Annotated in this window: 25 protein-coding genes; 20 read left to right on the top strand and 5 right to left on the bottom strand. The window is 60.0% G+C overall.

Translation table 11 applies throughout. From position 1 onward, the window contains the following. Positions 1–40 precede the first annotated feature (40 nt). Positions 41–841, top strand: coding sequence for a glycosyl transferase (locus PRI8871_RS11820; RefSeq protein ID WP_108886422.1), 801 nt, complete (start codon positions 41–43; stop codon positions 839–841). 105 nt (positions 842–946) lie between these two features. On the opposite strand, the gene moaA is transcribed toward PRI8871_RS11820, so the two are convergent. Then, a complete protein-coding gene (gene moaA, locus PRI8871_RS11815) occupies positions 947–1,954 on the bottom strand; it encodes a GTP 3',8-cyclase MoaA (protein ID WP_108886421.1) in 1,008 nt (335 codons plus the stop codon). On the opposite strand from moaA, the gene PRI8871_RS11810 reads away from it, so the two are divergent. After that, positions 1,953–2,540: a hypothetical protein gene (locus PRI8871_RS11810; RefSeq protein ID WP_245897846.1), complete on the top strand. Its 588-nt coding sequence runs from the start codon at positions 1,953–1,955 to the stop codon at positions 2,538–2,540. The genes moaA and PRI8871_RS11810 overlap by 2 nt on opposite strands. A gap of 2 nt (positions 2,541–2,542) precedes the next feature. On the opposite strand, the gene PRI8871_RS11805 is transcribed toward PRI8871_RS11810, so the two are convergent. The 4 genes from PRI8871_RS11805 to glmU are packed head-to-tail and all read right to left on the bottom strand — an operon-like array spanning position 2,543 to position 6,969. Then, positions 2,543–3,220, bottom strand: a complete 678-nt coding sequence (locus PRI8871_RS11805) for a DNA alkylation repair protein (protein ID WP_108886420.1) — start codon at positions 3,218–3,220, stop codon at positions 2,543–2,545. Next, positions 3,217–3,771: a pyridoxamine 5'-phosphate oxidase family protein gene (locus PRI8871_RS11800; protein WP_108886419.1), complete on the bottom strand. Its 555-nt coding sequence runs from the start codon at positions 3,769–3,771 to the stop codon at positions 3,217–3,219. Before PRI8871_RS11800 ends, PRI8871_RS11805 begins: the two co-directional genes overlap by 4 nt. Before the next feature lie 22 nt (positions 3,772–3,793). Further along, positions 3,794–5,614: a glutamine--fructose-6-phosphate transaminase (isomerizing) gene (gene glmS / locus PRI8871_RS11795; protein ID WP_108886418.1), complete on the bottom strand. Its 1,821-nt coding sequence runs from the start codon at positions 5,612–5,614 to the stop codon at positions 3,794–3,796. Then, positions 5,614–6,969, bottom strand: coding sequence for a bifunctional UDP-N-acetylglucosamine diphosphorylase/glucosamine-1-phosphate N-acetyltransferase GlmU (glmU, locus tag PRI8871_RS11790; RefSeq protein WP_108886417.1), 1,356 nt, complete (start codon positions 6,967–6,969; stop codon positions 5,614–5,616). The genes glmS and glmU overlap by 1 nt, the downstream gene beginning before the upstream one ends. Positions 6,970–7,075: 106 nt before the next feature. On the opposite strand from glmU, the gene PRI8871_RS11785 reads away from it, so the two are divergent. The 18 genes from PRI8871_RS11785 to PRI8871_RS11705 all read left to right on the top strand — a co-directional run bounded on the left by PRI8871_RS11785 (position 7,076) and on the right by PRI8871_RS11705 (position 23,191). Beyond that, positions 7,076–7,741, top strand: coding sequence for an HAD-IA family hydrolase (locus PRI8871_RS11785; RefSeq protein ID WP_108886416.1), 666 nt, complete (start codon positions 7,076–7,078; stop codon positions 7,739–7,741). A 33-nt stretch (positions 7,742–7,774) separates the two neighbouring features. Continuing rightward, on the top strand, positions 7,775–8,968 hold the full coding sequence (locus PRI8871_RS11780) for a DegT/DnrJ/EryC1/StrS family aminotransferase (protein ID WP_108886415.1): 1,194 nt from the start codon (positions 7,775–7,777) through the stop codon (positions 8,966–8,968). A 184-nt stretch (positions 8,969–9,152) separates the two neighbouring features. After that, positions 9,153–10,316, top strand: a complete 1,164-nt coding sequence (locus PRI8871_RS11775; protein WP_108886414.1) for an isovaleryl-CoA dehydrogenase — start codon at positions 9,153–9,155, stop codon at positions 10,314–10,316. Then, positions 10,316–10,651 (top strand): hypothetical protein, encoded by a 336-nt coding sequence (locus PRI8871_RS11770; RefSeq protein ID WP_108886413.1) that lies wholly within the window; start codon positions 10,316–10,318, stop codon positions 10,649–10,651. The genes PRI8871_RS11775 and PRI8871_RS11770 overlap by 1 nt, the downstream gene beginning before the upstream one ends. Before the next feature lie 72 nt (positions 10,652–10,723). After that, positions 10,724–12,199: an AMP-binding protein gene (locus PRI8871_RS11765; protein ID WP_370742021.1), complete on the top strand. Its 1,476-nt coding sequence runs from the start codon at positions 10,724–10,726 to the stop codon at positions 12,197–12,199. Next, positions 12,196–13,800, top strand: a complete 1,605-nt coding sequence (locus PRI8871_RS11760; protein ID WP_108886411.1) for a carboxyl transferase domain-containing protein — start codon at positions 12,196–12,198, stop codon at positions 13,798–13,800. Before PRI8871_RS11765 ends, PRI8871_RS11760 begins: the two co-directional genes overlap by 4 nt. A gap of 118 nt (positions 13,801–13,918) precedes the next feature. Further along, positions 13,919–15,856, top strand: a complete 1,938-nt coding sequence (locus tag PRI8871_RS11755; RefSeq protein ID WP_108886410.1) for an ATP-binding protein — start codon at positions 13,919–13,921, stop codon at positions 15,854–15,856. Continuing rightward, positions 15,853–16,521, top strand: a complete 669-nt coding sequence (locus tag PRI8871_RS11750; RefSeq protein WP_108886409.1) for a glutathione S-transferase family protein — start codon at positions 15,853–15,855, stop codon at positions 16,519–16,521. Before PRI8871_RS11755 ends, PRI8871_RS11750 begins: the two co-directional genes overlap by 4 nt. 57 nt (positions 16,522–16,578) lie before the next feature. Beyond that, positions 16,579–17,442, top strand: a complete 864-nt coding sequence (locus PRI8871_RS11745; protein ID WP_108886408.1) for a hydroxymethylglutaryl-CoA lyase — start codon at positions 16,579–16,581, stop codon at positions 17,440–17,442. Continuing rightward, positions 17,442–18,224, top strand: coding sequence for a crotonase/enoyl-CoA hydratase family protein (locus tag PRI8871_RS11740; protein WP_108886407.1), 783 nt, complete (start codon positions 17,442–17,444; stop codon positions 18,222–18,224). The genes PRI8871_RS11745 and PRI8871_RS11740 overlap by 1 nt, the downstream gene beginning before the upstream one ends. A 58-nt stretch (positions 18,225–18,282) precedes the next feature. Continuing rightward, positions 18,283–18,597 carry a hypothetical protein gene (locus PRI8871_RS11735; RefSeq protein WP_245897845.1) on the top strand — a complete coding sequence of 105 codons (315 nt, stop codon included), beginning with the start codon at positions 18,283–18,285 and terminating at the stop codon, positions 18,595–18,597. Between the two features lie 301 nt (positions 18,598–18,898). Then, the gene (locus PRI8871_RS11730) at positions 18,899–19,264 is read left to right on the top strand and encodes an NADH-quinone oxidoreductase subunit A (protein WP_108886405.1); all 366 of its coding nucleotides are present in this window, start codon (positions 18,899–18,901) and stop codon (positions 19,262–19,264) included. Beyond that, entirely contained in the window at positions 19,255–19,788 is a 534-nt protein-coding gene (locus PRI8871_RS11725; RefSeq protein ID WP_181389449.1) for a NuoB/complex I 20 kDa subunit family protein, read from the top strand. Before PRI8871_RS11730 ends, PRI8871_RS11725 begins: the two co-directional genes overlap by 10 nt. Further along, a complete protein-coding gene (locus tag PRI8871_RS11720; RefSeq protein ID WP_108886404.1) occupies positions 19,785–20,390 on the top strand; it encodes an NADH-quinone oxidoreductase subunit C in 606 nt (201 codons plus the stop codon). The genes PRI8871_RS11725 and PRI8871_RS11720 overlap by 4 nt, the downstream gene beginning before the upstream one ends. Continuing rightward, positions 20,390–20,536 (top strand): hypothetical protein, encoded by a 147-nt coding sequence (locus tag PRI8871_RS19610; RefSeq protein WP_181389448.1) that lies wholly within the window; start codon positions 20,390–20,392, stop codon positions 20,534–20,536. Before PRI8871_RS11720 ends, PRI8871_RS19610 begins: the two co-directional genes overlap by 1 nt. After that, complete coding sequence (locus tag PRI8871_RS11715; protein WP_181389455.1) at positions 20,536–21,765, top strand: NADH-quinone oxidoreductase subunit D; 1,230 nt, start codon at positions 20,536–20,538, stop codon at positions 21,763–21,765. The genes PRI8871_RS19610 and PRI8871_RS11715 overlap by 1 nt, the downstream gene beginning before the upstream one ends. Then, on the top strand, positions 21,762–22,043 hold the full coding sequence (locus PRI8871_RS11710; protein ID WP_108886402.1) for a hypothetical protein: 282 nt from the start codon (positions 21,762–21,764) through the stop codon (positions 22,041–22,043). Before PRI8871_RS11715 ends, PRI8871_RS11710 begins: the two co-directional genes overlap by 4 nt. Beyond that, the gene (locus PRI8871_RS11705) at positions 22,043–23,191 is read left to right on the top strand and encodes an NADH-quinone oxidoreductase subunit E (RefSeq protein WP_108886401.1); all 1,149 of its coding nucleotides are present in this window, start codon (positions 22,043–22,045) and stop codon (positions 23,189–23,191) included. The genes PRI8871_RS11710 and PRI8871_RS11705 overlap by 1 nt, the downstream gene beginning before the upstream one ends. The last annotated feature ends 7 nt before the right edge of the window (positions 23,192–23,198 follow it).

Genomic DNA, 23,198 nt, shown 5'->3' with positions numbered 1-23,198 from the left:
GCTCTCTCCGCGTATGAGGGCGCCAACTCCGGAGGCGATTATGACCGAGACTGCAAACATCATCTGTATCAAATGGGGCACCTTGTTTGGCCCTGAATACGTGAACCGCCTCTATTCCGGCGTGCGGCGAAACCTGAAACGTCCGATCCGGTTCTACTGCATGACAGAACACGCCGAGGGCATTCACCCCGACGTGGAAATCCTACCGCTGCCTATTGAGCCGTTTTCCGAGCCTATGAACGCCGCACTTGCCGTGGCCAACCGCCAAGGCGCCATGCGCAAGGTGTCATTGTTCAAGCCGGGTTTGGTGCCTGATCTGGAAGGGCCCTATTTGGGCTTTGATCTGGATGTGGTTATCACCGGCGATCTGGAGCCGATCTGGTCCATGGCGCCCGGTAAAATCTGCATGCGCCACGACTGGACGGAAAAACGCAAAGGCCGTCCCACGGGGCATGGTTCGGTCTTTCGGTTTGATCCGGCGGAACACGGTTTCCTGTATGAAGACCTCGCGGCAAACCCCTACAAAGAGGTAGAAATCGCCCGCGGGTCTGAACAGCGCTACACCTCGCACAAAGCGATGGAGCGCGGCGTGTTTGAGTACATCCCCGATCCATGGGTGGTCTCGTTCAAATACGATTGCAATCCATTCCCGATGAACTGGCTACGCAGGCCCAAGCTGCAGCCAGAAGCCAAAGTGGTTTGCTTCCACGGTCGCCCTAAAATGCCCGATGCCGTGGATGGCTATAACGGGTCGTTTATTCGTCATGCCAAAGCCTGTGACTGGCTGCGCGAGCATTGGATTGATCGCACCCGCGCAGATCTGGGCGAGGCTTGGGGCTAAGGTGTCCTGTCTTCATCTTTCCAATAAATACTCAAAAGACAATGCATGCCGTTGGCGGCGCTGTTTGAGTATTTAAAAGAAAGATGAAAGGGGGGCGGCGGGCAATCAGCCGCCCGTGTGGCTCATGTGGCGAGAGACGCGTCCATCGACGGTTTGGCGAGAATAATCAAAGTCATGGCCCTTGGGCTTAAGCGCGATCGCGTTGCGGATGGCCTGTTCAAGATGGCTGTTATCGTCTGGGTGATTGCGTAGGGCCGCGCGCAGATCCGCGTTGTCTTCCTGCCCAAGGCACATGAACAATTCGCCTGTACAAGTTAGGCGAACACGGTTGCAGCTTTCGCAGAAATTATGGGTCATCGGCGTGATGAAACCGATTTTCTGGCCGGTTTCCTCTAGGCGGACATAGCGCGCCGGGCCGCCCGTGCGTTCGGGCAGGTCGGTCAAGGCGTAATGCTCGCCCAGTGTCTTCCGCAGATCATTCAAGGACCAGTACTGTGTCAGACGGCTTTCGTTGCCAATATCGCCCATGGGCATGACCTCAATCCAGGTCAGGTCCATGTCGCGCTCGGCGCACCATTTTGTCATCGGGATCAACTCATCTTCGTTGAAGCCTTTTAGGGCAACCGCATTGATCTTGATGCGAAGCCCCGCCTTTTGCGCGGCATCAATCCCTTTGAGTACCTGAGGCAAGCGTCCCCAGCGGGTGATCTCGGCAAACTTGGTGTCATCCATTGTGTCGAGCGACACATTCACCCGGCGCACGCCAGCGGCATAAAGCGCGTCTGCGTACTTTTCGAGCTGCGATCCGTTGGTTGTCAGCGTCAGCTCTTTCAACGCGCCGTTTTCGAGGTGGCGTGACATTTTTTGAAAGAATGTCAGGATGTCACGGCGCACCAGAGGCTCCCCGCCAGTGATCCGAAGCTTTTCGACACCCAGCCCGATGAAGGTTGAACACATGCGGTCAAGTTCTTCCAACGTCAGCAATTCCTTCTTTGGCAAGAAGGTCATGTTTTCAGACATGCAGTATACACAGCGAAAGTCACAGCGGTCGGTCACGGAGACGCGCAGGTAGCTGATCGGACGGTGGAACGGGTCGATGAGAGGTGCTGACATGTCGGTTAAGGTAGCCTTGGGCCAGCAGTCCGGCAAGGGGTATCGCATTATTGCGTGGGGCGGACTTAAGTCGTACCAATTGGGCATGAAATGGATTTTGAGCACTGTTCTTTTCGGCACATTGGCGGGCTGTGGCGGGCTGGTGATCAAGTCGCGTACCGGGGATGCGCCTGTTGTCGCGCCTGCGCAAGATGTCGTGCGCCCGGTCGCTCGTCCGGCGGGGCTGAACGCCGCGCTCAAGCCACCTGCGACTGCGCGGACGGCCGAACAGTTTGATACGACCACAAAGGCAGATCGGGATGCGGCGGCGGTCAAGCCCGTCGCGGGGGGGGAAGCGGCGTTGGGGCTGTCAATTGCAAGCCTTGGCGATCCAACCAGACCGGGTTTTTGGATTGAGACGCCGCTTGTATCTGAGGCCGGGCAGGGACGCGTTGTCTATGCGCCCACCGGCAAATCGGCTCAGGTCACGCTGCTTCCCATTGACGGCCCGAAAACGGCGGGCAGCCGGTTGTCTTTGGCGGCAATGCGGTTGATCGGGGCACCCTTGACGGGCTTGCCCGAGGTGCAGGTGTTCCGGGCCGAGTGATCTTAGGCCAAATGGCGCGCGGCTTCCTTGCGGGCGAAGGGTTTTAGCCGGTCGCCATGCGCCTCAAGAAAGGCGCGGGTGCGCGGGGCGTCATGCTTGGACAGATCGCGCAGCCACCACGCAACGGCCTTCTGAATGAACCAGACCTTGTCGTCGCAATAGCCTTCGGCCCAGCCAAGAACGCGGTCGCGGATCTCCAGATCTTTGGGGGATGGATGGTTCTGTTTGGTCCATGGCAGGGTGATGACCAGCGCGGCGCGGCGGGTCCACATGTGTTCGCTGGTGGTCCATGCCTCAACCTCATCGACGCGGGCCGGATCGGCCAGCACGCGCCGCTGGCCAGCCATGCAGGCATGATCGGCAACGGCCCAACTGTCAAAGTCGGGTAGCCAGTCACAGATCGCGGCCCAGGCGCCATCATCGGGGCGAATACGGGCCTGAGTCAGCAGTTTTGCCGCTGCAAGACGCGCCTCAAAAATATCAGTGGCCCAAAGCTCTCGGGCTAGATTAACCCTTTTTTCAACGGTCAAAGACTGACGCCAAGCCTTTGTCAGGTCGTTCAATTTCGGGTTTGGGATGCCAAGATATTCGCGCGGGATCTTGTGATAGGCGGCCATCTGTTCGGCACGGCCATCAACTGCCAGCGATTTCAGCTCTGACAAAGCCTGTTCAAGTGTCATTCGGTCAGGTTCGCCTCTATTCCGGTGTCTGCGCCGTCGATTGTCTTGCGGTTGCGGGCATCCCAATAGGTGCGCAGACCGTCGTCGCCTTGCTTGGTGGCCCATTGGGTCAGGGTGTCACGCGGGCCCGCGTAGTCCATGAACGGAACCGCATATCCGCAAGAGGTCTGAACCAGATCGACGGTCAGATCATAGATCTGACGCGCCCCGACAGTTTGATCGAATTTTGTCAGAAGGTCAGCCCAGTCAGGATCTGAATGGTGGACCGCGCGGGCGGTGCCGTAACAGCGCAGGATCAGGGGCCGCTTTTCAAAGCTGCACCACATCAGGGTCATACGCGGATCTTTTGCCAAGTGACCGGCAGTCTCATTGCCCGATCCTGTGACATTCAGATAAATGATCCGATTTGGCCCCAGCACGCGCAGGCAATCCATTCCCTTGGGCGACACATTGACCCGCCCGTCAGATGCCGCCGTGCCGGTGAAAAACAGATGCTGCGCCTCGATGAAACTGCGGTGCTGATCTTCGATGCACTCAAACTGCTTGGCCATTTTGGTCCCCCGGCGTAACTGCTTATTCGACCGTCACAGACTTCGCCAAATTGCGCGGCTGGTCAACATCCGTGCCTTTGGCAGCAGCGGTGTGATAGGCCAACAGCTGCGCCGGAAGAGCATACAGCAGCGGGCTGATAATTTCGGGTACTTTGGGCATGATGACGGTTTGCCAAACATCCGGCCCGGCGATCTCGGCCCCGGCGGCATCGGTGATCAACAGAACCTTGCCACCGCGCGCCATCACCTCTTGCATGTTGGATACAGTCTTATCGAAAAGCGAATCCTTGGGTGCCATGACGACAACCGGCACCGTCTTGTCGATCAGAGCGATGGGGCCATGTTTCAATTCGCCCGAGGCATAGGCCTCGGCGTGAATGTAGCTGATTTCTTTCAGTTTTAGCGCGCCTTCCAGCGCCAGAGGATACATCAGGCCGCGCCCCAGGAACAGAACGTCACGCGATTCCGACAGCTTCAGCGCGGCAGCGGCCAAGGTGCGGTCACGGTCCATCGCGGCATTCAGAATGCCGGGCAGGGCGCGCAACTGGCCAATTGCATCGCGGATGGCGTCGGGGGTCATCGTTCCGCGATCCTGCGCAGCTTTCAGCGCCAGCATCAGCAGCACGTTCAATTGGCAGGTAAAGGCCTTGGTCGAGGCGACGCCCACCTCTACGCCCGCATGGATCGGCAGAGCCAGATCGCTTTCCCGCGCGATGGAGCTTTCGGGTACGTTAACCACAGAGACGATCCGGTCGGCTTTGTCTTTGCAATAGCGCAGGGCGGCCAGCGTGTCGGCGGTTTCGCCTGATTGGCTGACAAAGAGCGCGGTCGTGCCTTTGACAATCGGCGGTTCGCGATAGCGGAATTCCGATGCGATATCGACCTCAACCGGAAGCCGCGCTAGCTTTTCAAACCAATACTTGGCGGTGAAACAGGCGTAATAGGCCGTTCCGCATGCCACCATGGTCAGGCGGTCGACTTTGGAAAAATCGACGTTGTCGCCGGGCAGAACCACGGTGTCGTCTTCGCCAAGATAATGGCCCAAGGCGTTCGACAGCACAGAGGGCTGTTCGAAAATCTCTTTTGCCATGAAGTGTTTATACCCGCCCTTGTCGACTTGGGTGGATTCAACCTGAATGGTCTTCATCTCGCGGTTGGCGAGGGCACCCTTGGCGGTGCGGATTTCGATGCTGCTGCGGGTCAGAACCGCGCGGTCGCCTTCTTCGAGGTAGGTGATTTCATTGGTCAGCGGCGCCAGCGCAATTGCGTCCGATCCTACGTAAACCTCACCATCGCCATGGCCAATTGCGAGCGGCGAGCCTTTGCGGGCGGCGATCATAAGATCGTCCTGACCGTCGAACAGGAACACCAGCGCAAAGGCGCCATCCAGACGATCAATCGTTTTAAAGGCCGCGTCCACATGCGACAGACCTTCGTCGATGTGTTTCTGCGTCAGCAGGGCGACGGTTTCGGTGTCGGTTTCCGTGACAAAGGAATACCCGGCTGCGCTCAGCTCTGTACGCAGATCGCGAAAATTCTCGATAATTCCGTTGTGGACCACGGCGACAGGCCCGGCCTTGTGTGGGTGGGCGTTGTCGGTGGTCGGCGCACCATGGGTGGCCCAGCGGGTGTGACCGATGCCCGATTTCCCTGCCAGCGGATCATGCACCAACAGGTCAGACAGGTTCACCAGTTTGCCCACCGCCCGGCGGCGATCCAGATGGCCATTGTTGACCGTGGCAATGCCCGCGCTGTCATAGCCGCGATACTCTAACCGGCGCAGGGCCTCGACCAAAATAGGGGCAACCTCATGCGTGCCCAATACTCCGACAATACCGCACATTATTCTGCCTCTTTGATTTGTTTGGCTTTTTTCGCCTTAAGCATATCCATCAGCTTATAAGCAAAGCCTTGTTTTGTAACCTGTTTCGCCCGCCCGATGGCCAAAGCGCCGTCAGGGACGTCCGACGTAATCACCGACCCGCTGCCGGTCATCGTTTCCGCCCCCAGCTTGACCGGCGCAACCAACATGGTGTTCGAGCCAATGAAAGATCGCGGCCCGATCTCCGTCCGGTGTTTGAAGACGCCGTCATAGTTGCAGGTGATTGTGCCAGCGCCAATATTGGTGCCTTTGCCGATCTCGGCATCCCCTAGATAGCTGAGATGGTTGGCTTTTACACCTTCGCCCAGCAGGGCATTCTTGATCTCGACGAAGTTGCCCACATGCACATCTTCGGACAGTTCCGCCCCCGGACGCAGACGTGCATACGGCCCGACCACCGCGCCACGGCTGACGTGACAGCCTTCAAGATGGCTGAATGCACGGATGCGTGCACCGGTTTCGATTGTCACGCCCGGGCCGAAAACGACGTTCTGTTCAATCTCGGAATCGCGGCCAATCACCGTATCGAAGGCCAGAAAGACCGTATCGGGCGCCGCCATCGTCACGCCCAGTTCCAACAGCTCGGCCCGTGCGCGGGCCTGGAACGCGGCCTCGGCCTCGGCCAGTTGCGCACGCGAATTGACGCCAAGCGTTTCGGCCTCAAGGCAGGTGACGGCGGTGGCGCTGCGCCCGTCAGCAACGGCAAGCGCGACGACATCGGGCAGGTAGTATTCCTGCGCGGCGTTGTCATTGTGCACCCGCGACAGCAGGGTGAACAGCGTTTGACAATCGGCGGCGATGACGCCCGAATTGCAAAGCGTGATGGCCCGTTCCGCTTCGGTTGCGTCTTTGTATTCAACGATGCGTTCAAGTGCCGCGCCGTTCATCACCAATCGGCCATAGCGCCCCGGATCGGCGGCTTCGAAGCCTAATACCACCACGTCATGCGCTTTGCGGGCCTCGGCCATTTTCTCAAGCGTGTCGGTGCTGATAAAAGGCGTGTCGCCATAAAGTACGATGACGTCGCCGGAAAAGCCCTGCAAGGCTGCCTGTGCCTGCTGAACCGCGTGTCCAGTGCCAAGCTGTTCTTCTTGAATGACAATTTCGGCCTCTGGATCGAATTCCTTGGCAGCATCGGCGACCAGATCCGCGCCATGGCCCGCCACGATGATGGTGCGCTCAGGCTCAAACGCTTGACCGGCTTGCATCGCATGCACCAAAAGCGGGGCACCAGCGACCTTGTGCAAGACCTTTGGCAAATCGGATTGCATCCGCGTGCCTTTTCCGGCGGCAAGGATCACAAGGGCAGTGCTCATGGCAAAATCTCTTTGTTATTGGCTCGGCCCCGTTTTATCCGTCTATACGGGCAGGGCAAGGTCGCAGGCTTCACGACTGGTTGCGGCCTGTAACATAGGAACAAAGATGACACGAACGGTAATTTTCGATCTGGATGGCACCTTGGCCGATACCAGCGCTGATTTGATCGCGGCGGCAAATTACTGCTTTGAAAGGCTGGATCTGGGCCAACCGTTGGACCCGGTTGCCGACGCACGCACTGCCTTTCGCGGTGCGCGGGCGATGTTGACGCTGGGGCTAGAGCGGCGCGGGCAGTTTTCAGCGGATTTGGTTGAGGCATGGTATCCCGAATTGCTGGTCCAATATGGCCGCGAAATCGACGTGCATACACGCTTGTATGATGGCGCGATGGAGGCGGTTGAGGCGCTGAAATCCGACGGGTTTCGCGTTGGCATTTGCACCAATAAACCCGAAGGTTTGGCTGATACTCTGCTGCGCCGCCTAGGTGTGCTTGATGCCTTTCATTCGATGATCGGCGCCGACACATTGCCCGTTCGCAAACCGAACCCGACCCCGTATTTTGAGGCGGTTCAGCGCGCCGGGGGCGACGCGGCCCGCAGCATTCTGATCGGCGATACCGAGACCGATCGCGAAACCGCCCGTGCCGCGAGTGTTCCCTGTGTCTTGGTGACCTTTGGACCGGATGGGCACGGGGTCAGCGCCTTGAAATCCGAAGCATACCTAAACCATTTCAACGAGTTGCCGGACTTGGCTGCGCGCCTTTTGGCGTAGCCTGCCGGTCTTGGCCCGCGCGGAAGGTGCTCCATGACAGAACGTTTCACCGGCAGTTTCACCCAGCAAGAGCCCCTTCCGCAGGAGGCGATTGACGCCGCGATGTCTGTGTTGGGGCACGGGCGGTTGCATCGCTACAACCTGACCAAGGACGAAGTGGGGGAAACCGCGCTGCTTGAGCAGGAGTTTGCCCGAATGACAGGCGCGCGCTACTGCGTGGCGGTCGCATCGGGGGGCTATGCCTTGTCTACAGCGTTGCGTGCAGTTGGCGTGCAGATCGGCGATCCGGTGCTGTGCAATGCGTTTACCTTGGCCCCTGTGCCCGGGGCGATTACGTCGGTTGGGGCGCATCCCGTCTATGTTGATGTCACCGAAGACTTGCGGATTGACCTTGATGATCTGGCCGCCAAATCCGGCGCGGCCAAGGTTTTGATGCTAAGCCACATGCGCGGCCACATCGCCGATATGGATCGTCTGAAGCAGATCTGTGATGACGCTGGCATCACAGTGATCGAGGATTGCGCCCACACAATGGGTGCGGACTGGCGCGGAACGCCGTCTGGGCGTCATGGGCTGGTCGCGGCCTATTCTTGTCAGACCTATAAACATGTGAATTCAGGGGAAGGTGGTCTGCTGATCACCGATGACGCGGACGTCGCCGCCAAAGCAACGCTATTGTCCGGTTCTTATATGTTATACGGGCGAAATGGTGCGTCACCTGCGCCTGAAGTGTTCGAAAAACACAAATATCTGACGCCCAACATTTCGGGCAGAATGGACAATTTGCGGGCGGCAATCTTGCGTCCGCAGCTTGCAAACTTGTCCGCGCAAATCGCCCGTTGGAATGAACGGTATCGCCGTGTTGAGGCAGGTTTGGGCAATACGCCGGGTTTGACTCTGATCGAACGGCCCGAGGCCGAAGGCTTTGTCGGGTCGTCCTTTCAGATGCTTTTGCTCGATTGGTCCGATCAGAAGATCGAGGGCGTTTTGGCAGCCTGCGCAAAGCGCGGGGTTGAGTTGAAATGGTTCGGTGTACCAGAGCCGGTCGCCTTCACGTCGCGTTATGATTCTTGGCGGTATTCCGCGCATGAGTCCCTGCCGAAATCGGATCGCATTCTCCGTGCGATTGTTGATATGCGCCTACCGCTGACGTTTAGTTTAGAAGACTGCGATCTGATCGCCAGGATCATTCGCGACGAAGTATCAAAGGCATATCAAGCGCCGTGATCCGCTTGTATGCGGCCTGAATACAAGCCTGTGTGCAACTTCGCCGCATATTTGGCCAGGGACAAATTGCCGGTGATTCCAATCATGAGACCCTACGTCGTGACGGCGTTGGGTTGCTTTTTGTTGACGTGTCGCGATCGCTCAGACTAAATATGAACAGTTGTTCAATAACGGGAGGAGCCGCATGTTCAACGCCGTCATGACCTACGATCTAGGGGAAGATGTGAACGCGCTGCGCGAGATGGTGCATCGCTGGGCGCAAGAGCGGGTAAAGCCGATGGCCGCTGAGGTGGACCGGACGAATGCCTTCCCGAATGAACTTTGGACCGAGATGGGCGAACTGGGCCTGCTTGGCATCACTGTTCCCGAAGAATTCGGCGGCGCCGGCATGTCCTATCTGGCCCATACCGTCGCGACAGAGGAGATCGCCCGCGCGTCGGCCAGTATCAGCCTGAGTTATGGCGCGCATTCGAACCTATGTGTGAACCAGATCAAGCTGAACGGAACGGATGAACAACGCCGCAAATACTTGCCCGGATTGATCTCGGGCGCGCACGTTGGGGCGCTTGCCATGTCCGAACCATCCGCCGGATCGGATGTCGTGTCGATGAAACTGCGCGCCGAAAAACGCAATGATCGCTTTGTGTTGAACGGAAACAAGTACTGGATCACCAACGGCCCCGACGCCGACACGTTGGTGGTCTATGCCAAGACGGACCCCGACGCAGGCAGCAAGGGCATCACCGCCTTTATCGTTGAAAAGTCGATGAAGGGCTTCAGCACCTCGCCGCATTTCGACAAGCTGGGGATGCGCGGATCCAACACCGCTGAGCTGATTTTTGACGACGTGGAAGTGCCGTTCGAAAACGTCCTCGGGGAAGAGGGCAAGGGCGTGCGCGTTCTGATGTCAGGTCTGGATTATGAACGCGTGGTTCTGGCCGGGATCGGGACGGGGATCATGGCGGCCTGCTTGGATGAAATCATGCCCTACATGGTCGAGCGGAAACAGTTTGGCCAGTCCATCGGGGATTTTCAGCTGATGCAGGGCAAAATTGCCGACATGTACACAGCACTGAATTCAGCGCGGGCCTACATCTACGAAGTGGCCAAATCTTGTGATCGCGGCGACGTGACCCGTCAGGATGCGGCGGCTTGCTGTCTCTATGCCTCGGAACAGGCGATGGTGCAGGCGCATCAGGCGGTTCAGGCGATGGGCGGTGCGGGCTTTTTGTCCGACAGCGCAGTGTCGCGCCTATTCCGCGATGCCAAACTGATGGAGATCGGCGCGGGCACGTCGGAGATCCGCCGTATGCTGATCGGACGCGAATTGATGTCGGCTATGCGCTGATGCCGCCTTGGGTGAAGTGGATTCCGTTGGCGGTTCTGACGCTGTGGGTTTCGCTTCACTTTTTGCGGCTCGGCTGGATCGCGGCCAACCTGAGTGAGACGGATGTCATTGATATCTATGCCAATCAATATCTCGAAGATCGTCGCCGTGACGGAACGGGTGAGGGTGCTCAGAAATCTGACTGCCTTGCCTATCCGGGGGAAATTCGCGGGATTTGGTTTGTTGTCGCATGTGGGCCAAAGCCATTCGATGCCGCGCGTCACTATGAATATCACGTCAATCGGTTCGGGGCGTTGCAGTTTTCTGGCGGCCCGAACCTTGCGCCTGAGATCTGAGATATGTTGACGCAAGCGCCGTATACAACGCTGTATTCAGACTTTCGCTGGGACTTGCCTGAGCGGTTGAATATGGCTGATCAGACCTGCGATGCGTGGGTCCGTAAAGCGCCGGACCAAACCGCCATTCTCGACATGTCAGGCGGTGTGCAGCGGGTCAGTTACCGGCAGTTGCAAAAGTTGTCAGGCCGGGTTGCGGCAGGTTTGCAGGCCCGCGGCGTCGTGCGTGGCGACCGGGTCGGCGTGCTTCTGAGCCAGTCGCCCCTAACGGCGGCGGCGCATATCGCTATCTGGCGGCTTGGGGCGATTTCTGTCCCTCTTTTCAAACTGTTCCAACATGATGCTTTGACCACGCGCTTGCAGGATTCCGGTGCCAAGCTGGTTGTGACCGATACGGGCGGCGCGGAATTGCTGGCGCCGATTGGCGTACCGGCGTTGCTTGAGGGCGATCTGACCGACGCTTGCAATTTGGATTGCGCGGACACCGCTGCGGATGATCCTGCCGTTTTGATCTATACCAGTGGCACGACAGGCAAGCCCAAGGGCGCGCTGCACGGGCATCGCATGTTGTTTGGTCATTTGCCTGGGGTTGAAATCAGTCATGATTTTCTGGGGCAGACTGGCGATTGCCTTTGGACACCGGCGGATTGGGCGTGGATTGGCGGTCTGTTCGATGTGCTGATGCCGGGGCTTGCGCTTGGCGTGCCGGTGGTGGCGGCGCGGATGCCGAAGTTCGATGTGCAAACCTGTATTCAGCTTTGTGCGCAGGCCAAGGTCCGCAACGCCTTCTTTCCACCGACCGCCTTGCGCATGATGAAAGCGGCAGATGCTGCTATCCCCGGTTTGCGGTCCGTCGCCAGCGGGGGCGAGCCTTTGGGCGCCGAGATGCTGGCTTGGGGGCAGCGGGCGTTTGGCCTCAATATCAATGAGTTCTACGGTCAGACTGAATGTAATATGGTCGCCAGTTCCTGCGGCGCGGCGTTTCCTGCAAAGCCGGGATGTATTGGCAAAGCCGTACCGGGGTTTGAACTGGCGGTTCTGGATGAGGACGGGAAACCGACGGATCAAGAAGGCGACGTTGCCGTCAAACGCGGCGCGGCCTCGATGATGCTGGAATATTGGAACCGGCCCGACGCCACGGCGGAAAAGTTCAAGGGCGACTGGCTGGTGACTGGTGACCGGGGCATCTGGGACGGCGATTATCTGCGCTTTGTCGGGCGTGAAGATGACGTCATCACCAGCGCGGGCTATCGCATTGGCCCCGCCGAGATCGAGGATTGCCTGCTAACCCACCCGGCGGTGGCGACCGTAGGTGTGATCGGCAAGCCCGATCCGCTTCGGACAGAAATCGTCAAAGCGTATGTGGTTCTGAAAGACGGGGCGCAGGCCGACGAGGCCACGCTTCAGGCGTGGGTCAAGGATCGGCTCGCATCCTACTCATACCCAAGAGAAATCGACTTTGTTCACAGCCTGCCCATGACGGTCACTGGTAAGGTGATCCGTAAGGAGCTTAAGGCGCGTGCGGCGGCGGAGGGGCCGAAATCATGAAACTGACATCTTCTGTCATTGCGTCAGGCGAGGCGTTCCGCGTCAACCGCGATGCCCATCTTGAGGCCTTGGCGACAGTCAAAGCCGCAGCCGATGCAGCTGCCCAAGGGGGCGGTGCCAAATCGCGTGAGCGTCATATCAGCCGGGGCAAAATGCTGCCGCGCGAACGGGTGGCCAATCTGTTGGACCCCGGCTCGCCCTTCCTTGAGGTCGGCGCGACGGCGGCCCATGCTATGTATGATGGGGCTGCGCCAGCCGCGGGCGTGGTCGCTGGCATTGGGCGGGTGCAGGGGATCGAATGCATGATCCTGTGCAATGACGCTACGGTAAAGGGCGGCACCTATTACCCGATGACGGTGAAAAAGCACTTGCGCGCGCAGGAAATCGCCGCCGAGTGCCGTCTGCCTTGTATCTATCTGGTCGACAGTGGCGGCGCGAACCTGCCCAATCAGGATGAGGTGTTCCCCGACCGCGACCATTTCGGACGGATTTTCTACAACCAAGCGCGGATGAGCGCGGCTGGCATTCCGCAGATTGCGGTGGTCATGGGGTCGTGCACGGCTGGCGGGGCCTATGTGCCTGCCATGTCGGATGTGACGATCATCGTCAAAGAACAGGGGACGATCTTCCTTGCGGGCCCGCCCTTGGTGAAGGCGGCAACGGGCGAGGTTGTCACCGCCGAGGATCTGGGCGGTGGCGATGTGCACACGCGCCTGTCTGGCGTGGCCGATTATCTGGCAGAGGACGACGCGCACGCGCTGGCCTTGGCCCGGCGTGCGGTGGCAGGTTTGAACTGGCGCAAGCCCGAGACCGTTGTGTGCCAGGCCAGCGAAGAGCCCGCCTATGACCCCGAAGAGATCCTTGGCGTTGTGCCCTGCGACCTGCGTAAACCCTATGACATCCGCGAGGTGATCGCCCGCGTGGTTGATGGCTCGCGCTTTGACGAGTTCAAACCGCGCTTTGGCGAGACGCTGGTGACGGGCTTTGCCCATGTCAAAGGCTGCCCTGTCGGGATCGTGGCGAACAATGGTGTGCTGTTTTCCGAAGCGGCGCAGAAGGGTGCGCATTTCGTTGAGCTGTGTTCCCAACGCAAGATCCCGCTGGTTTTCTTGCAGAATATCACCGGCTTTATGGTTGGTCGGAAGTACGAAAACGAAGGCATCGCGCGCCACGGCGCCAAGATGGTGACGGCGGTGGCCAGCACCAATGTGCCCAAGATCACCATGCTTGTGGGCGGGTCTTTCGGGGCTGGCAACTATGGTATGGCGGGCCGGGCCTATCAGCCGCGTTTCTTGTGGACTTGGCCGAACAGCCGCATTTCGGTGATGGGCGGCGAACAGGCGGCAGGCGTGTTGGCCACGGTCAAGCGCGACGCGATTGAGCGTGGGGGCGGGGATTGGAGCGCCGAGGAGGAAGCCGCGTTCAAGCGTCCAACGATTGAAATGTTCGAAGAACAGTCGCACCCGCTCTATGCCTCGGCGCGGCTTTGGGATGACGGGATCATCGACCCGCGCCGCACGCGCGATATCTTGGCGCTAAGCCTGAGTGCAGCCTTGTGTGCACCCATAGATGAGACGCGCTTTGGCGTGTTCCGGATGTGATGGGTGATGACATGCGGAATATGCGTTTCGATTGGGGCTGGCCGGGGCGAGGGGCGCTGCCCCTCGCGCTCCCCGGGAATATTTATGGTCAGAAAATGCAGGGAAGAGGGCGCGGGTGATGTTTGACACATTGTTGATTGCGAACCGTGGCGAGATTGCTTGCCGGGTGATGCGCACGGCGCGGGCCATGGGGCTGCGCTGTGTGGCGGTCTATTCCGATGCGGATGCGGGCGCCGCGCATGTGGGGATGGCCGATGAGGCTGTGCATATCGGTGGGGCCGCGCCGGGCGAGAGTTATCTGCGTGGGGATCGGATCATTGCGGCGGCGCTGGCCACCGGGGCAGGGGCGATCCACCCCGGCTATGGGTTCCTGTCTGAGAACCCCGCGTTTGTTGAGGCTGTTGAGGCGGCGGGGCTGGTGTTTGTTGGCCCGTCGGCCAAGGCCATTCGGGCCATGGGGTTGAAGGATGCGGCCAAGGCTTTGATGCAAGAGGCGAATGTGCCTGTGGTGCCTGGGTATCACGGGGCCGAGCAGGACGGGGCTTTTTTGGCCGCGCGGGCAGATGAGATCGGCTATCCGGTCTTGATCAAGGCTGTGGCGGGCGGTGGCGGCAAGGGGATGCGCCGGGTTGATCGCCCTGCCGATTTTGCGGCGGCCTTGGCCTCGGCCCAGTCTGAGGCGCGGGGGGCTTTTGGCAACCCTGCAGTGTTGATCGAGAAATACGTGCTATCGCCGCGCCACATCGAGGTGCAGGTGTTTGGCGACGGCGCGCGGGCCGTGCATCTGTTCGAGCGCGATTGTTCGCTTCAGCGGCGGCACCAGAAGGTGATCGAGGAAGCGCCTGCGCCGGGTATGACCGACGAGATGCGCGCCGCCATGGGGCAGGCGGCAGTTCGGGCGGCTGAGGCGATCGGCTACAAGGGCGCGGGAACGATCGAGTTCATCGTCGATGGCGCAGGAGGGCTGCGGCCCGATGGGTTTTGGTTCATGGAGATGAACACCCGGTTGCAGGTGGAACATCCGGTGACGGAACTGGTCACAGGTGTTGATCTGGTCGAATGGCAATTGCGCGTGGCGGGGGGCGAGCCGCTGCCTTGTGCGCAAGAGGATCTGCGCCTGTCTGGTCATGCCTTTGAGGCGCGGCTTTATGCCGAGGATGTGCCGGCGGGGTTCTTGCCCGCGACCGGGCGTTTGGCGCATCTGGCCTTCCCCGAGGGCGTGCGGGCCGATAGCGGCGTGCGCTCGGGCGATGAGATCAGCCCGCATTATGACCCGATGATTGCCAAGGTGATCGTCCATGGCCCGACGCGCGAGGTGGCTTTGCGCCAGCTGGCTTTGGGCCTTGAGAAGACGCAGGTTGCCGGGACGGTGACGAACCTTGCCTTCCTTGGCGCTTTGGCGCGGCACGAGGGCTTCGGGCGCGGCGAGGTCGACACCGGGCTGATCGAGCGGGATCTGGACGCGCTGGTGGCCGTGTCTGCGCCGAACGCGCGGGCGATGGCTCAGGCGGTTTGGGCCGGGCTGGGGCTGGATGCCGCGCCGGGCTGGGATCGCGGCTTTGCGCTATGGGAGGCGCCTTGGCGGTCTGTGATGATTGAGGTTGGCGGCGAGGAGCAGGCCGTGCGCGTTCAGGTCACGGGGCGGGGCGGCGTGGTTGATCTGGGAGAGGCGCAGGTGGCCGTGGCCTATGATGGCCAGCGGTGGAGTTTTGACGGCATGCCAGCGGCGGCAGTACATGTGGAGGGCGGCACCGTGACGGTGTTCGGTCGCCAGACGTTGGCGGTGAGCTTGATTGATCCGTTGGATCGGGCCGCAGACGCAGGGATTAGTGCCTCGGTCATAGAAGCGCCGATGCCGGGGTTGGTGCGGGCGGTTGATGTGGTTGCCGGGCAAACGGTGGCCAAGGGCGACAGGCTGGCCATTCTGGAGGCGATGAAGATGGAGCACAGTCTGACCGCTGGCCGCGATGCGGTTGTAGCCGAGGTGTTGGTGGCTGCGGGCGATCAGGTGACGGCAGGTGCGCCGCTGATCCGGTTTGAGGAGGAAAGCGAATGATCAAGCTGCATCATGTGCAATACGGGCGCTCATTTCGGGTTCTGTGGATGCTGGAAGAGATCGGGCTAGACAAAATCGGCCCGCTTGAGGTGATTGACTACCAGATCGGCAGCAAAGCCATGCAAGAGGGGGAGTTGCGCAAGGTGTCGCCCGCTGTGCGCATTCCGGCGATTGAACTGGACGGGCTGGTGATGAGCGAGTCCGGCGCGATCATCGAATATCTGGCGGAGACCTATGCGCCTGAACTGGGCCGCGCGGTTGGGCATGCAGAGCGGCCCGAGTGGCTGCAATGGGTGCATTATTCCGAAACCATGGCCAGCCTGATCGAACAGTTAAACCTGCAACTGGTGTTCCTGCGGCCTCCGGCCAAGCCGAGCCCTGTGGTGGTCAAGCTGAACGTGGCGCGGCTGCGTGGCACTTTGGCGGGGATGGAAGCGCGGCTCGGCGATAAGGAGTGGCTGCTAGAGGGCGGTTTCTCGGCGGCGGACATTATGATGGGGTTCAACCTGTTTGCCGTGCCGTTTTATGTGGACATGGACCAGTTCCCAAAGCTGCAAGCCTATCGCAAGCGGATGGAGGCCCGCCCAGCCTATCAGCGATGCATCGAGCGTGAGGGGCCGCAGCGGTTTTATGCCAAGGATTTCTATCCTGTCCCGACCGAGTGAGCCAGTGGCGGGCGCATCGGTGCGTATTTGAAAAGAGAAGAAGCAGGGGGCCGTGCGATGAGTGAACGTGTCGAGATATTCGAAGTTGGGCCGCGGGATGGTTTGCAGAACGAGGCACGCCTGATCCCGACGGCTGAGAAGATCGCCTTGGTCGATTGCCTGAGCCGCGCCGGGTTCCGACGGATCGAGGTGGCCTCATTCGTGAGCCCCAAGTGGGTGCCGCAGATGGCCGATAGCGGCGATGTTCTGGCCGGGATCACGCGGGCGGCGGGCGTGCGCTATGCTGCGCTGACGCCGAACCTACGCGGGTTTGAGGGGGCTGTGGCTGCGCGGGCCGATGAGGTGGCGATTTTCGGGTCAGCGTCGGAAGGGTTCAGCCGGGCCAATATCAATGCCTCGATTGCCGAAAGCCTTGAACGGTTCCGCCCGGTGGCTGAGGCGGCCTTGGCGGCGGGGGTTCCGGTGCGGGGCTATGTGTCTTGTTCGGTCGATTGCCCTTATGAGGGCGCGATTGCACCTGAGGCGGCGGCGAAGGTGGCGGCCGCGTTGTTGGCGATGGGCTGCTATGAGATCAGCATGGCCGACACGATTGGCCGGGCCGCGCCCGAAGGGATTGAGGCGATGCTGAAGGCCACGCTTGAGGTTGCCCCTGCGGATAAGCTGGCGGGCCATTTCCACGACACGGCGGGCCGGGCCTGCGACAATATCGAAGCGGCGCTTGGCCTTGGATTGCGGGTGTTTGATGCCGCTGTCGGCGGGCTGGGGGGCTGCCCCTATGCACCCGGCGCGGCGGGCAATGTGGCGACAGAGGCCGTGATTGAACGGGTGGAGCGCTTGGGCTTTGTGACCGGGCTTGATCGGGCTGTGGTGGCCAAGGCGTCAGCTATGGCACGCAAGATGCGAACAGGAGAGACGGCGTAATGTCAGAGTTCATTCGAGTAGAGCGGGATACGCGCGGCGTGGCGACCCTATGGTTGGCGCGACCGGACAAGCACAACGCCCTGTCCAGCCAGATGATGGAAGAGCTTGAGGCCGAAGCGCAGGCTTTGGCGGCGGATCAGGACGTGCGAGTCGTCGTTCTGGCTGCCGATGGGCCGACGTTCTGCGCGGGCGGTGATCTGGCTTGGATGCGCGCCCAGATGGAGATGGATGCGGACACGCGCCGGTTTGAGTCGGGCAAGATCGCGCGGGCGCTTGGGGCGCTGGCGGCTTTGCCACAGCCGCTGATCGGACGCATCCACGCCAATGCCTTTGGCGGCGGGGTCGGTCTGGCCTGTGTATGCGACGTCACGGTTGCGGCGCAGGGGATTCGCATGGGGCTGACCGAAGTGCGGCTTGGGCTGATTCCGGCAAATATCGGCCCCTATGTCGTGGCGCGGATGGGCCTGACGCGGGCGCGGCGGGTGTTTATGTCGGGGCGTCTGTTCGATGCGGATGAGGCGCTGTCGCTGGATATCCTGAGCAAGGTGGTCCCGCCCGAGGATCTGGACGCGACGATTGAGGCCGAAGTCGCGCCTTATCTGGCCTGTGCGCCGGGGGCGGTGGCCGATGCAAAACGTCTGCTTGCCGCGTTGGGCGGCGACGTGACGCAATCAGCGGTTGAATTGGCTATGGATGCATTGGCCGATCGCTGGCAGACTGAAGAAGCAGCAGAGGGAATCTCGGCCTTCTTCGACAAACGTAAACCCCAATGGGTGAAGTAAAGTGATTGTTTTTACTGTGTTATATGTCGTGCTTTGCACGGCGACTGTGTTTTTCCAGGTGGGACTTATTGCCGGGGCCCCGTGGGGGCATCTGACCCAAGGCGGGCGGGTTCAAGGCCCCCTGCCAAAATCGGGGCGGATCGCAGCACTGGTGTCGATTTTCATCTTGGCTGGCATGATCGTGGTTGTGGCGGCCAAAGGCGGGCTGATCCGTTTGGACTTGCCCGGCTGGGCGGGCTGGGTTGCCTTGACGATCCAGAGCCTGTCGATGGTTGCCAATTGGGCGACGCCCTCGGTGCCAGAGCGGCGACTGTGGGCGCCGATTGTGACGACCATGTTCGCATGTATGGCGATCACTATCCTGCTCAATTAACTGAGTAATTTTATCGGAAAAGCGATTCAGCGACTCACATCCTCTCTTTGGATTGTGATTTTTTGGGCATGTGATGCGGGTCAAGCCGTCATTGTGTACTATTGTGCGCAGACTTTATGACGCATTTGCAAGGGTTTCGCCGGGATTTTGGGCTTAGTTCCTTGATTTTCGGTACTTTTTCAAACTTTTGAATATCTTCTTGCGATGTTGACCCCGCCTTTTTGCAGGGATAAGTCACGTTCCAAGCGAACCTAGCCAAGACACGTCGCGCTATTGGGCGCGCCGGGAAAGGAGCCACCCCGTGGAAGAGATGCTCAGGGAATACCTTCCCATCCTCGTTTTTCTCGCAATTGCCATCGGTTTGGGGGTCGTATTGATCCTTGCGGCCGTTGTGCTGGCGGTCCGAAACCCGGACCCCGAAAAGGTGTCGGCCTATGAATGCGGGTTCAACGCATTCGACGACGCCCGGATGAAGTTCGACGTCCGGTTCTATCTGGTGTCGATTCTCTTCATCATCTTCGATCTGGAAATCGCCTTCCTGTTCCCTTGGGCCGTCGGCTTCAAGGATCTGAGCATGACCGGCTTCTGGTCGATGATGGTGTTCCTAGGGGTTCTGACCATCGGCTTTGCCTATGAATGGAAGAAAGGGGCCCTGGAATGGGAGTGATGACCGGAGCCAACACGGCTGGCGCTGACCGCGAGGTTGCCACCCAGGCCCTGAACCGCGAGTTGCAGGACAAAGGTTTTCTGCTGACCTCGACGGAAGACATCATCAATTGGGCGCGCACCGGCTCGCTCCATTGGATGACCTTTGGTCTGGCCTGCTGCGCCGTTGAGATGATGCACACCTCGATGCCGCGCTACGACCTTGAGCGTTACGGCACGGCGCCGCGCGCCTCTCCGCGTCAGTCGGACCTGATGATCGTTGCTGGCACGCTGACCAACAAAATGGCCCCGGCGCTGCGCAAAGTGTACGATCAGATGCCCGAACCGCGTTACGTGATCTCGATGGGATCCTGTGCGAACGGCGGCGGTTACTATCACTACAGCTATTCGGTTGTGCGCGGCTGTGACCGCATCGTTCCGGTAGACGTTTACGTTCCGGGCTGCCCGCCGACGGCTGAGGCGCTGATGTACGGGTTGATGGCGCTTCAACGGAAAATCCGCCGCACGGGGACGATCGCACGATGACCGAAGCATTGACCGAACTTGGCACCCTGATCGAAGCCAAGCGCCCCGATTGCGTTCTGTTTTGGGACGTATCCTATGGCGAGCTGAACATCGACGTCGCCCCCGCGAACATCGTGGGCTTTGTCGAATTCCTGAAGAACGACCCGAACTGCAAGTTCTCGTCGCTGGTTGACATCGCGGGCGTAGACTACCCCGAACGCGCCAAGCGCTTCGATGTGGTCTACCACTTCCTGTCGATGTACCAGAATCACCGCATCCGCCTGCGCGTTTCGGTGCGCGAAGATGAAATGGTCCCGTCGATCGTATCGGTGCACCCCTCGGCCAATTGGTTTGAGCGTGAAGTGTTCGACATGTACGGCGTGCTGTTCTCGGGTCATCCGGATCTGCGCCGCATTCTGACCGACTACGGGTTCCGTGGCTATCCGCTGCGTAAGGACTTCCCGACCACCGGCTACACCGAAGTGCGTTACGACGAAGAGCTGAAGCGCGTTGTCTATGAGCCGGTGTCGCTGGTTCAGGAATACCGCCAGTTTGATTTCATGTCCCCGTGGGAAGGCGCGAAATACGTGCTGCCCGGTGACGAAAAGCAGGAGGCGAAGTGATGTGGTACGACGCTTTCAGTGAAATCGGAGCATTGCTTTCGGGAGCGGCTGCTGCTGTCGGCGCACTTTCAGTGCTTTCAAAAAAAATCGAGTTTTTCCTAAATAAAGGACTTGACTCGAAGTTCGTAAGTGGAGGCCTAGCATGATGGACGGCTCCAAGTTTGACGACGGCAGCGTGGATGCGCTGAGCGGCGAACAGAAAATCCGCAACTTTAACATCAACTTCGGGCCTCAGCACCCGGCGGCGCACGGCGTGTTGCGCCTTGTGCTAGAGCTGGACGGCGAAATCGTCGAACGCTGCGACCCGCATATCGGCCTGCTGCACCGTGGCACCGAAAAGCTGATGGAAAGCCGCACCTATCTGCAAAACCTGCCGTATTTCGACCGCCTCGACTACGTGGCGCCGATGAACCAGGAACATGCATGGTGTCTGGCGATTGAAAAGCTGATGGGCATCGAGGTTCCGCGCCGTGGCTCGCTGATCCGGGTTCTGTACTCGGAAATTGGCCGTGTGCTGAACCACCTGCTGAACGTGACGACGCAGGCGATGGACGTTGGCGCGCTGACCCCGCCGCTGTGGGGCTTTGAAGAACGTGAAAAGCTCATGATCTTCTACGAACGCGCCTGTGGCGCGCGCTTGCACGCGGCCTATTTCCGGCCCGGCGGTGTGCACCAGGATCTGCCGCCTGAACTGCTCGATGATATCGAGGAGTGGGCGCATGAGTTCCCGAAAGTTCTGAACGATCTGGATGGGCTGCTGACCGAAAACCGCATCTTCAAACAGCGTAACGTCGATATCGGCGTCGTGTCCGAAGAAGAAATCCAGAACTGGGGGTTCTCGGGCGTTATGGTGCGCGGCTCTGGCCTTGCATGGGATCTGCGCCGCGCGCAGCCCTATGAATGCTACGATGAGTTCGAGTTCCAGGTCCCCGTCGGCAAAAATGGTGACTGCTACGACCGTTACCTGTGCCGCATGGAAGAAATGCGCCAGTCGACCTCGATCATCCTTCAGGCCATCGCCAAACTCCGCGCGCCAGAAGGGCAGGGCGACGTTCTGGCCCGTGGTAAATTCACCCCGCCCAAGCGCGGCGAGATGAAGACCTCGATGGAAGCGCTGATCCACCACTTCAAACTGTACACCGAAGGCTTCCACGTGCCTGCGGGCGAAGTTTATGCCGCTGTCGAAGCCCCCAAGGGCGAATTCGGCGTCTATCTGGTGGCGGATGGGTCCAACAAACCGTACCGCGCCAAGTTGCGCGCGCCCGGTTACCTGCACCTGCAAGCGATGGACCATATCGCGACCGGCCACCAGCTGGCCGACGTCGCCGCTATCATCGGCACGATGGACGTCGTGTTCGGGGAGATCGACCGATGACCAAGCGCGTTTTGGCCGGTGTATCGGCTTTGGGCCTTTTGGCCGCCTGTGCCATGCCGCCGCAAGGGATCACCCCGGCGGATATGCTGGGCTACGACGAAGCGGTTGCCTCGATCGGCTGTGAATTGGTTGCCGAAAGCGACTATTTGCCGGTCGAGCTGCAAACCGGCCTGACGCGCGACCAAGTCATCGCTATTTCGAAATACAAGCTCGCCACTGAAGAAGCCGTTTCGCTTGAAAACGGTGGCGTGAAACTCGTGACAGGAGTCTGTGCCTGATGCTGCGTCGTCTGCACTCTGAACAGCCCGAGAGCTTTGCCTTCACCCCCGCCAACCTGGAGTGGGCCCAAGGGCAAATCACCAAATACCCCGCTGGCCGGGCCCAATCGGCGATCATTCCGCTGTTGTGGCGCGCGCAGGAACAGGAAGGTTGGCTGAGCAAGCCAGCGATTGAACATATCGCTGACATGCTGGGCATGGCCTATATCCGCGCATTGGAAGTGGCTACATTCTACTTCATGTTCCAGCTGACCCCGACCGGTTCGGTGGCCCATGTCCAGATCTGCGGCACCACGTCCTGCATGATCTGCGGCGCCGAAGACCTGATCGCGGTCTGCAAGGAAAAGATCGCGCCCAAGCCATTCACCCTGTCGGCGGATGGCAAATTCACATGGGAAGAGGTTGAGTGCCTTGGCGCTTGTACCAACGCCCCGATGGCGCAGATCGGCAAGGATTACTACGAAGATCTGACCGCAGACGGCTTTGCCAAGATGCTCGACGATCTGGCCGCTGGCAAAGTGCCGGTTCCCGGCCCGCAAAATGGCCGTTACGCGGCCGAACCGAAGGGCGGCGTGACCTCGCTGGCCGAATACGCCAAGGACCGTCACCAGTATAACGCGTCGGTGCAACTGGCGACGGATATCGGCGACACGGTCAAGCGCATCGACGGCACCGAAGTTCCGATTCTGACGCCGTGGGGCGATCAGTCTGGCATGCGCGGTCAGGCCACATCGGCCCCGGCGGCAAAGCCGGTTCGGACCGAAGCGCCCGCCGACAAGACAGGCATCGACAAGCGTGAAGCGCAGGCCGAAAGCGTTGCCAAGCCCGAAGCGGATGTTCCCGTCGAAAACGAAGGCACCAAGCCCGAACAGCTGACCGCCGCCCGCGACGGTGGCCCCGATGATCTGAAGCAGATCAAAGGTGTGGGTCCGAAGCTGGAAGGCCTGCTGCATGAGCTGGGTTTCTACCACTTCGATCAGGTCGCTTCCTGGACCGCCGATGAGGTGGCATGGGTCGATCAGAACCTCAAAGGGTTCAAAGGCCGCGTCAGCCGCGATGGCTGGGTGGATCAGGCTAAAGTGCTAGCCGCAGGGGGAGAGACTGAATTCTCCTCTCGTGTTAAGAAAGGTGGCGTCTACGACGAATAAAGCCTGA

This window comes from Pseudoprimorskyibacter insulae, from assembly GCF_900302505.1.
Taxonomy (GTDB): domain Bacteria; phylum Pseudomonadota; class Alphaproteobacteria; order Rhodobacterales; family Rhodobacteraceae; genus Pseudoprimorskyibacter; species Pseudoprimorskyibacter insulae.
This window is presented reverse-complemented; position numbering and strand designations above follow the sequence as displayed.

Excerpts from the sequence above, each read along its gene's own strand:
- PRI8871_RS11820 (WP_108886422.1), top strand. The coding sequence starts at position 41 with ATGACCGAGACTGCAAACATCATCTGTATCAAATGGGGCACCTTGTTT.
- PRI8871_RS11810 (WP_245897846.1), top strand. The coding sequence starts at position 1,953 with ATGTCGGTTAAGGTAGCCTTGGGCCAGCAGTCCGGCAAGGGGTATCGC.
- moaA (WP_108886421.1), bottom strand. The coding sequence starts at position 1,954 with ATGTCAGCACCTCTCATCGACCCGTTCCACCGTCCGATCAGCTACCTG.
- PRI8871_RS11805 (WP_108886420.1), bottom strand. The coding sequence starts at position 3,220 with ATGACACTTGAACAGGCTTTGTCAGAGCTGAAATCGCTGGCAGTTGAT.
- PRI8871_RS11800 (WP_108886419.1), bottom strand. The coding sequence starts at position 3,771 with ATGGCCAAGCAGTTTGAGTGCATCGAAGATCAGCACCGCAGTTTCATC.
- glmS (WP_108886418.1), bottom strand. The coding sequence starts at position 5,614 with ATGTGCGGTATTGTCGGAGTATTGGGCACGCATGAGGTTGCCCCTATT.
- glmU (WP_108886417.1), bottom strand. The coding sequence starts at position 6,969 with ATGAGCACTGCCCTTGTGATCCTTGCCGCCGGAAAAGGCACGCGGATG.
- PRI8871_RS11785 (WP_108886416.1), top strand. The coding sequence starts at position 7,076 with ATGACACGAACGGTAATTTTCGATCTGGATGGCACCTTGGCCGATACC.
- PRI8871_RS11780 (WP_108886415.1), top strand. The coding sequence starts at position 7,775 with ATGACAGAACGTTTCACCGGCAGTTTCACCCAGCAAGAGCCCCTTCCG.
- PRI8871_RS11775 (WP_108886414.1), top strand. The coding sequence starts at position 9,153 with ATGTTCAACGCCGTCATGACCTACGATCTAGGGGAAGATGTGAACGCG.
- PRI8871_RS11770 (WP_108886413.1), top strand. The coding sequence starts at position 10,316 with ATGCCGCCTTGGGTGAAGTGGATTCCGTTGGCGGTTCTGACGCTGTGG.
- PRI8871_RS11765 (WP_370742021.1), top strand. The coding sequence starts at position 10,724 with ATGGCTGATCAGACCTGCGATGCGTGGGTCCGTAAAGCGCCGGACCAA.
- PRI8871_RS11760 (WP_108886411.1), top strand. The coding sequence starts at position 12,196 with ATGAAACTGACATCTTCTGTCATTGCGTCAGGCGAGGCGTTCCGCGTC.
- PRI8871_RS11755 (WP_108886410.1), top strand. The coding sequence starts at position 13,919 with ATGTTTGACACATTGTTGATTGCGAACCGTGGCGAGATTGCTTGCCGG.
- PRI8871_RS11750 (WP_108886409.1), top strand. The coding sequence starts at position 15,853 with ATGATCAAGCTGCATCATGTGCAATACGGGCGCTCATTTCGGGTTCTG.
- PRI8871_RS11745 (WP_108886408.1), top strand. The coding sequence starts at position 16,579 with ATGAGTGAACGTGTCGAGATATTCGAAGTTGGGCCGCGGGATGGTTTG.
- PRI8871_RS11740 (WP_108886407.1), top strand. The coding sequence starts at position 17,442 with ATGTCAGAGTTCATTCGAGTAGAGCGGGATACGCGCGGCGTGGCGACC.
- PRI8871_RS11725 (WP_181389449.1), top strand. The coding sequence starts at position 19,255 with ATGGGAGTGATGACCGGAGCCAACACGGCTGGCGCTGACCGCGAGGTT.
- PRI8871_RS11720 (WP_108886404.1), top strand. The coding sequence starts at position 19,785 with ATGACCGAAGCATTGACCGAACTTGGCACCCTGATCGAAGCCAAGCGC.
- PRI8871_RS19610 (WP_181389448.1), top strand. The coding sequence starts at position 20,390 with ATGTGGTACGACGCTTTCAGTGAAATCGGAGCATTGCTTTCGGGAGCG.
- PRI8871_RS11715 (WP_181389455.1), top strand. The coding sequence starts at position 20,536 with ATGGACGGCTCCAAGTTTGACGACGGCAGCGTGGATGCGCTGAGCGGC.
- PRI8871_RS11710 (WP_108886402.1), top strand. The coding sequence starts at position 21,762 with ATGACCAAGCGCGTTTTGGCCGGTGTATCGGCTTTGGGCCTTTTGGCC.
- PRI8871_RS11705 (WP_108886401.1), top strand. The coding sequence starts at position 22,043 with ATGCTGCGTCGTCTGCACTCTGAACAGCCCGAGAGCTTTGCCTTCACC.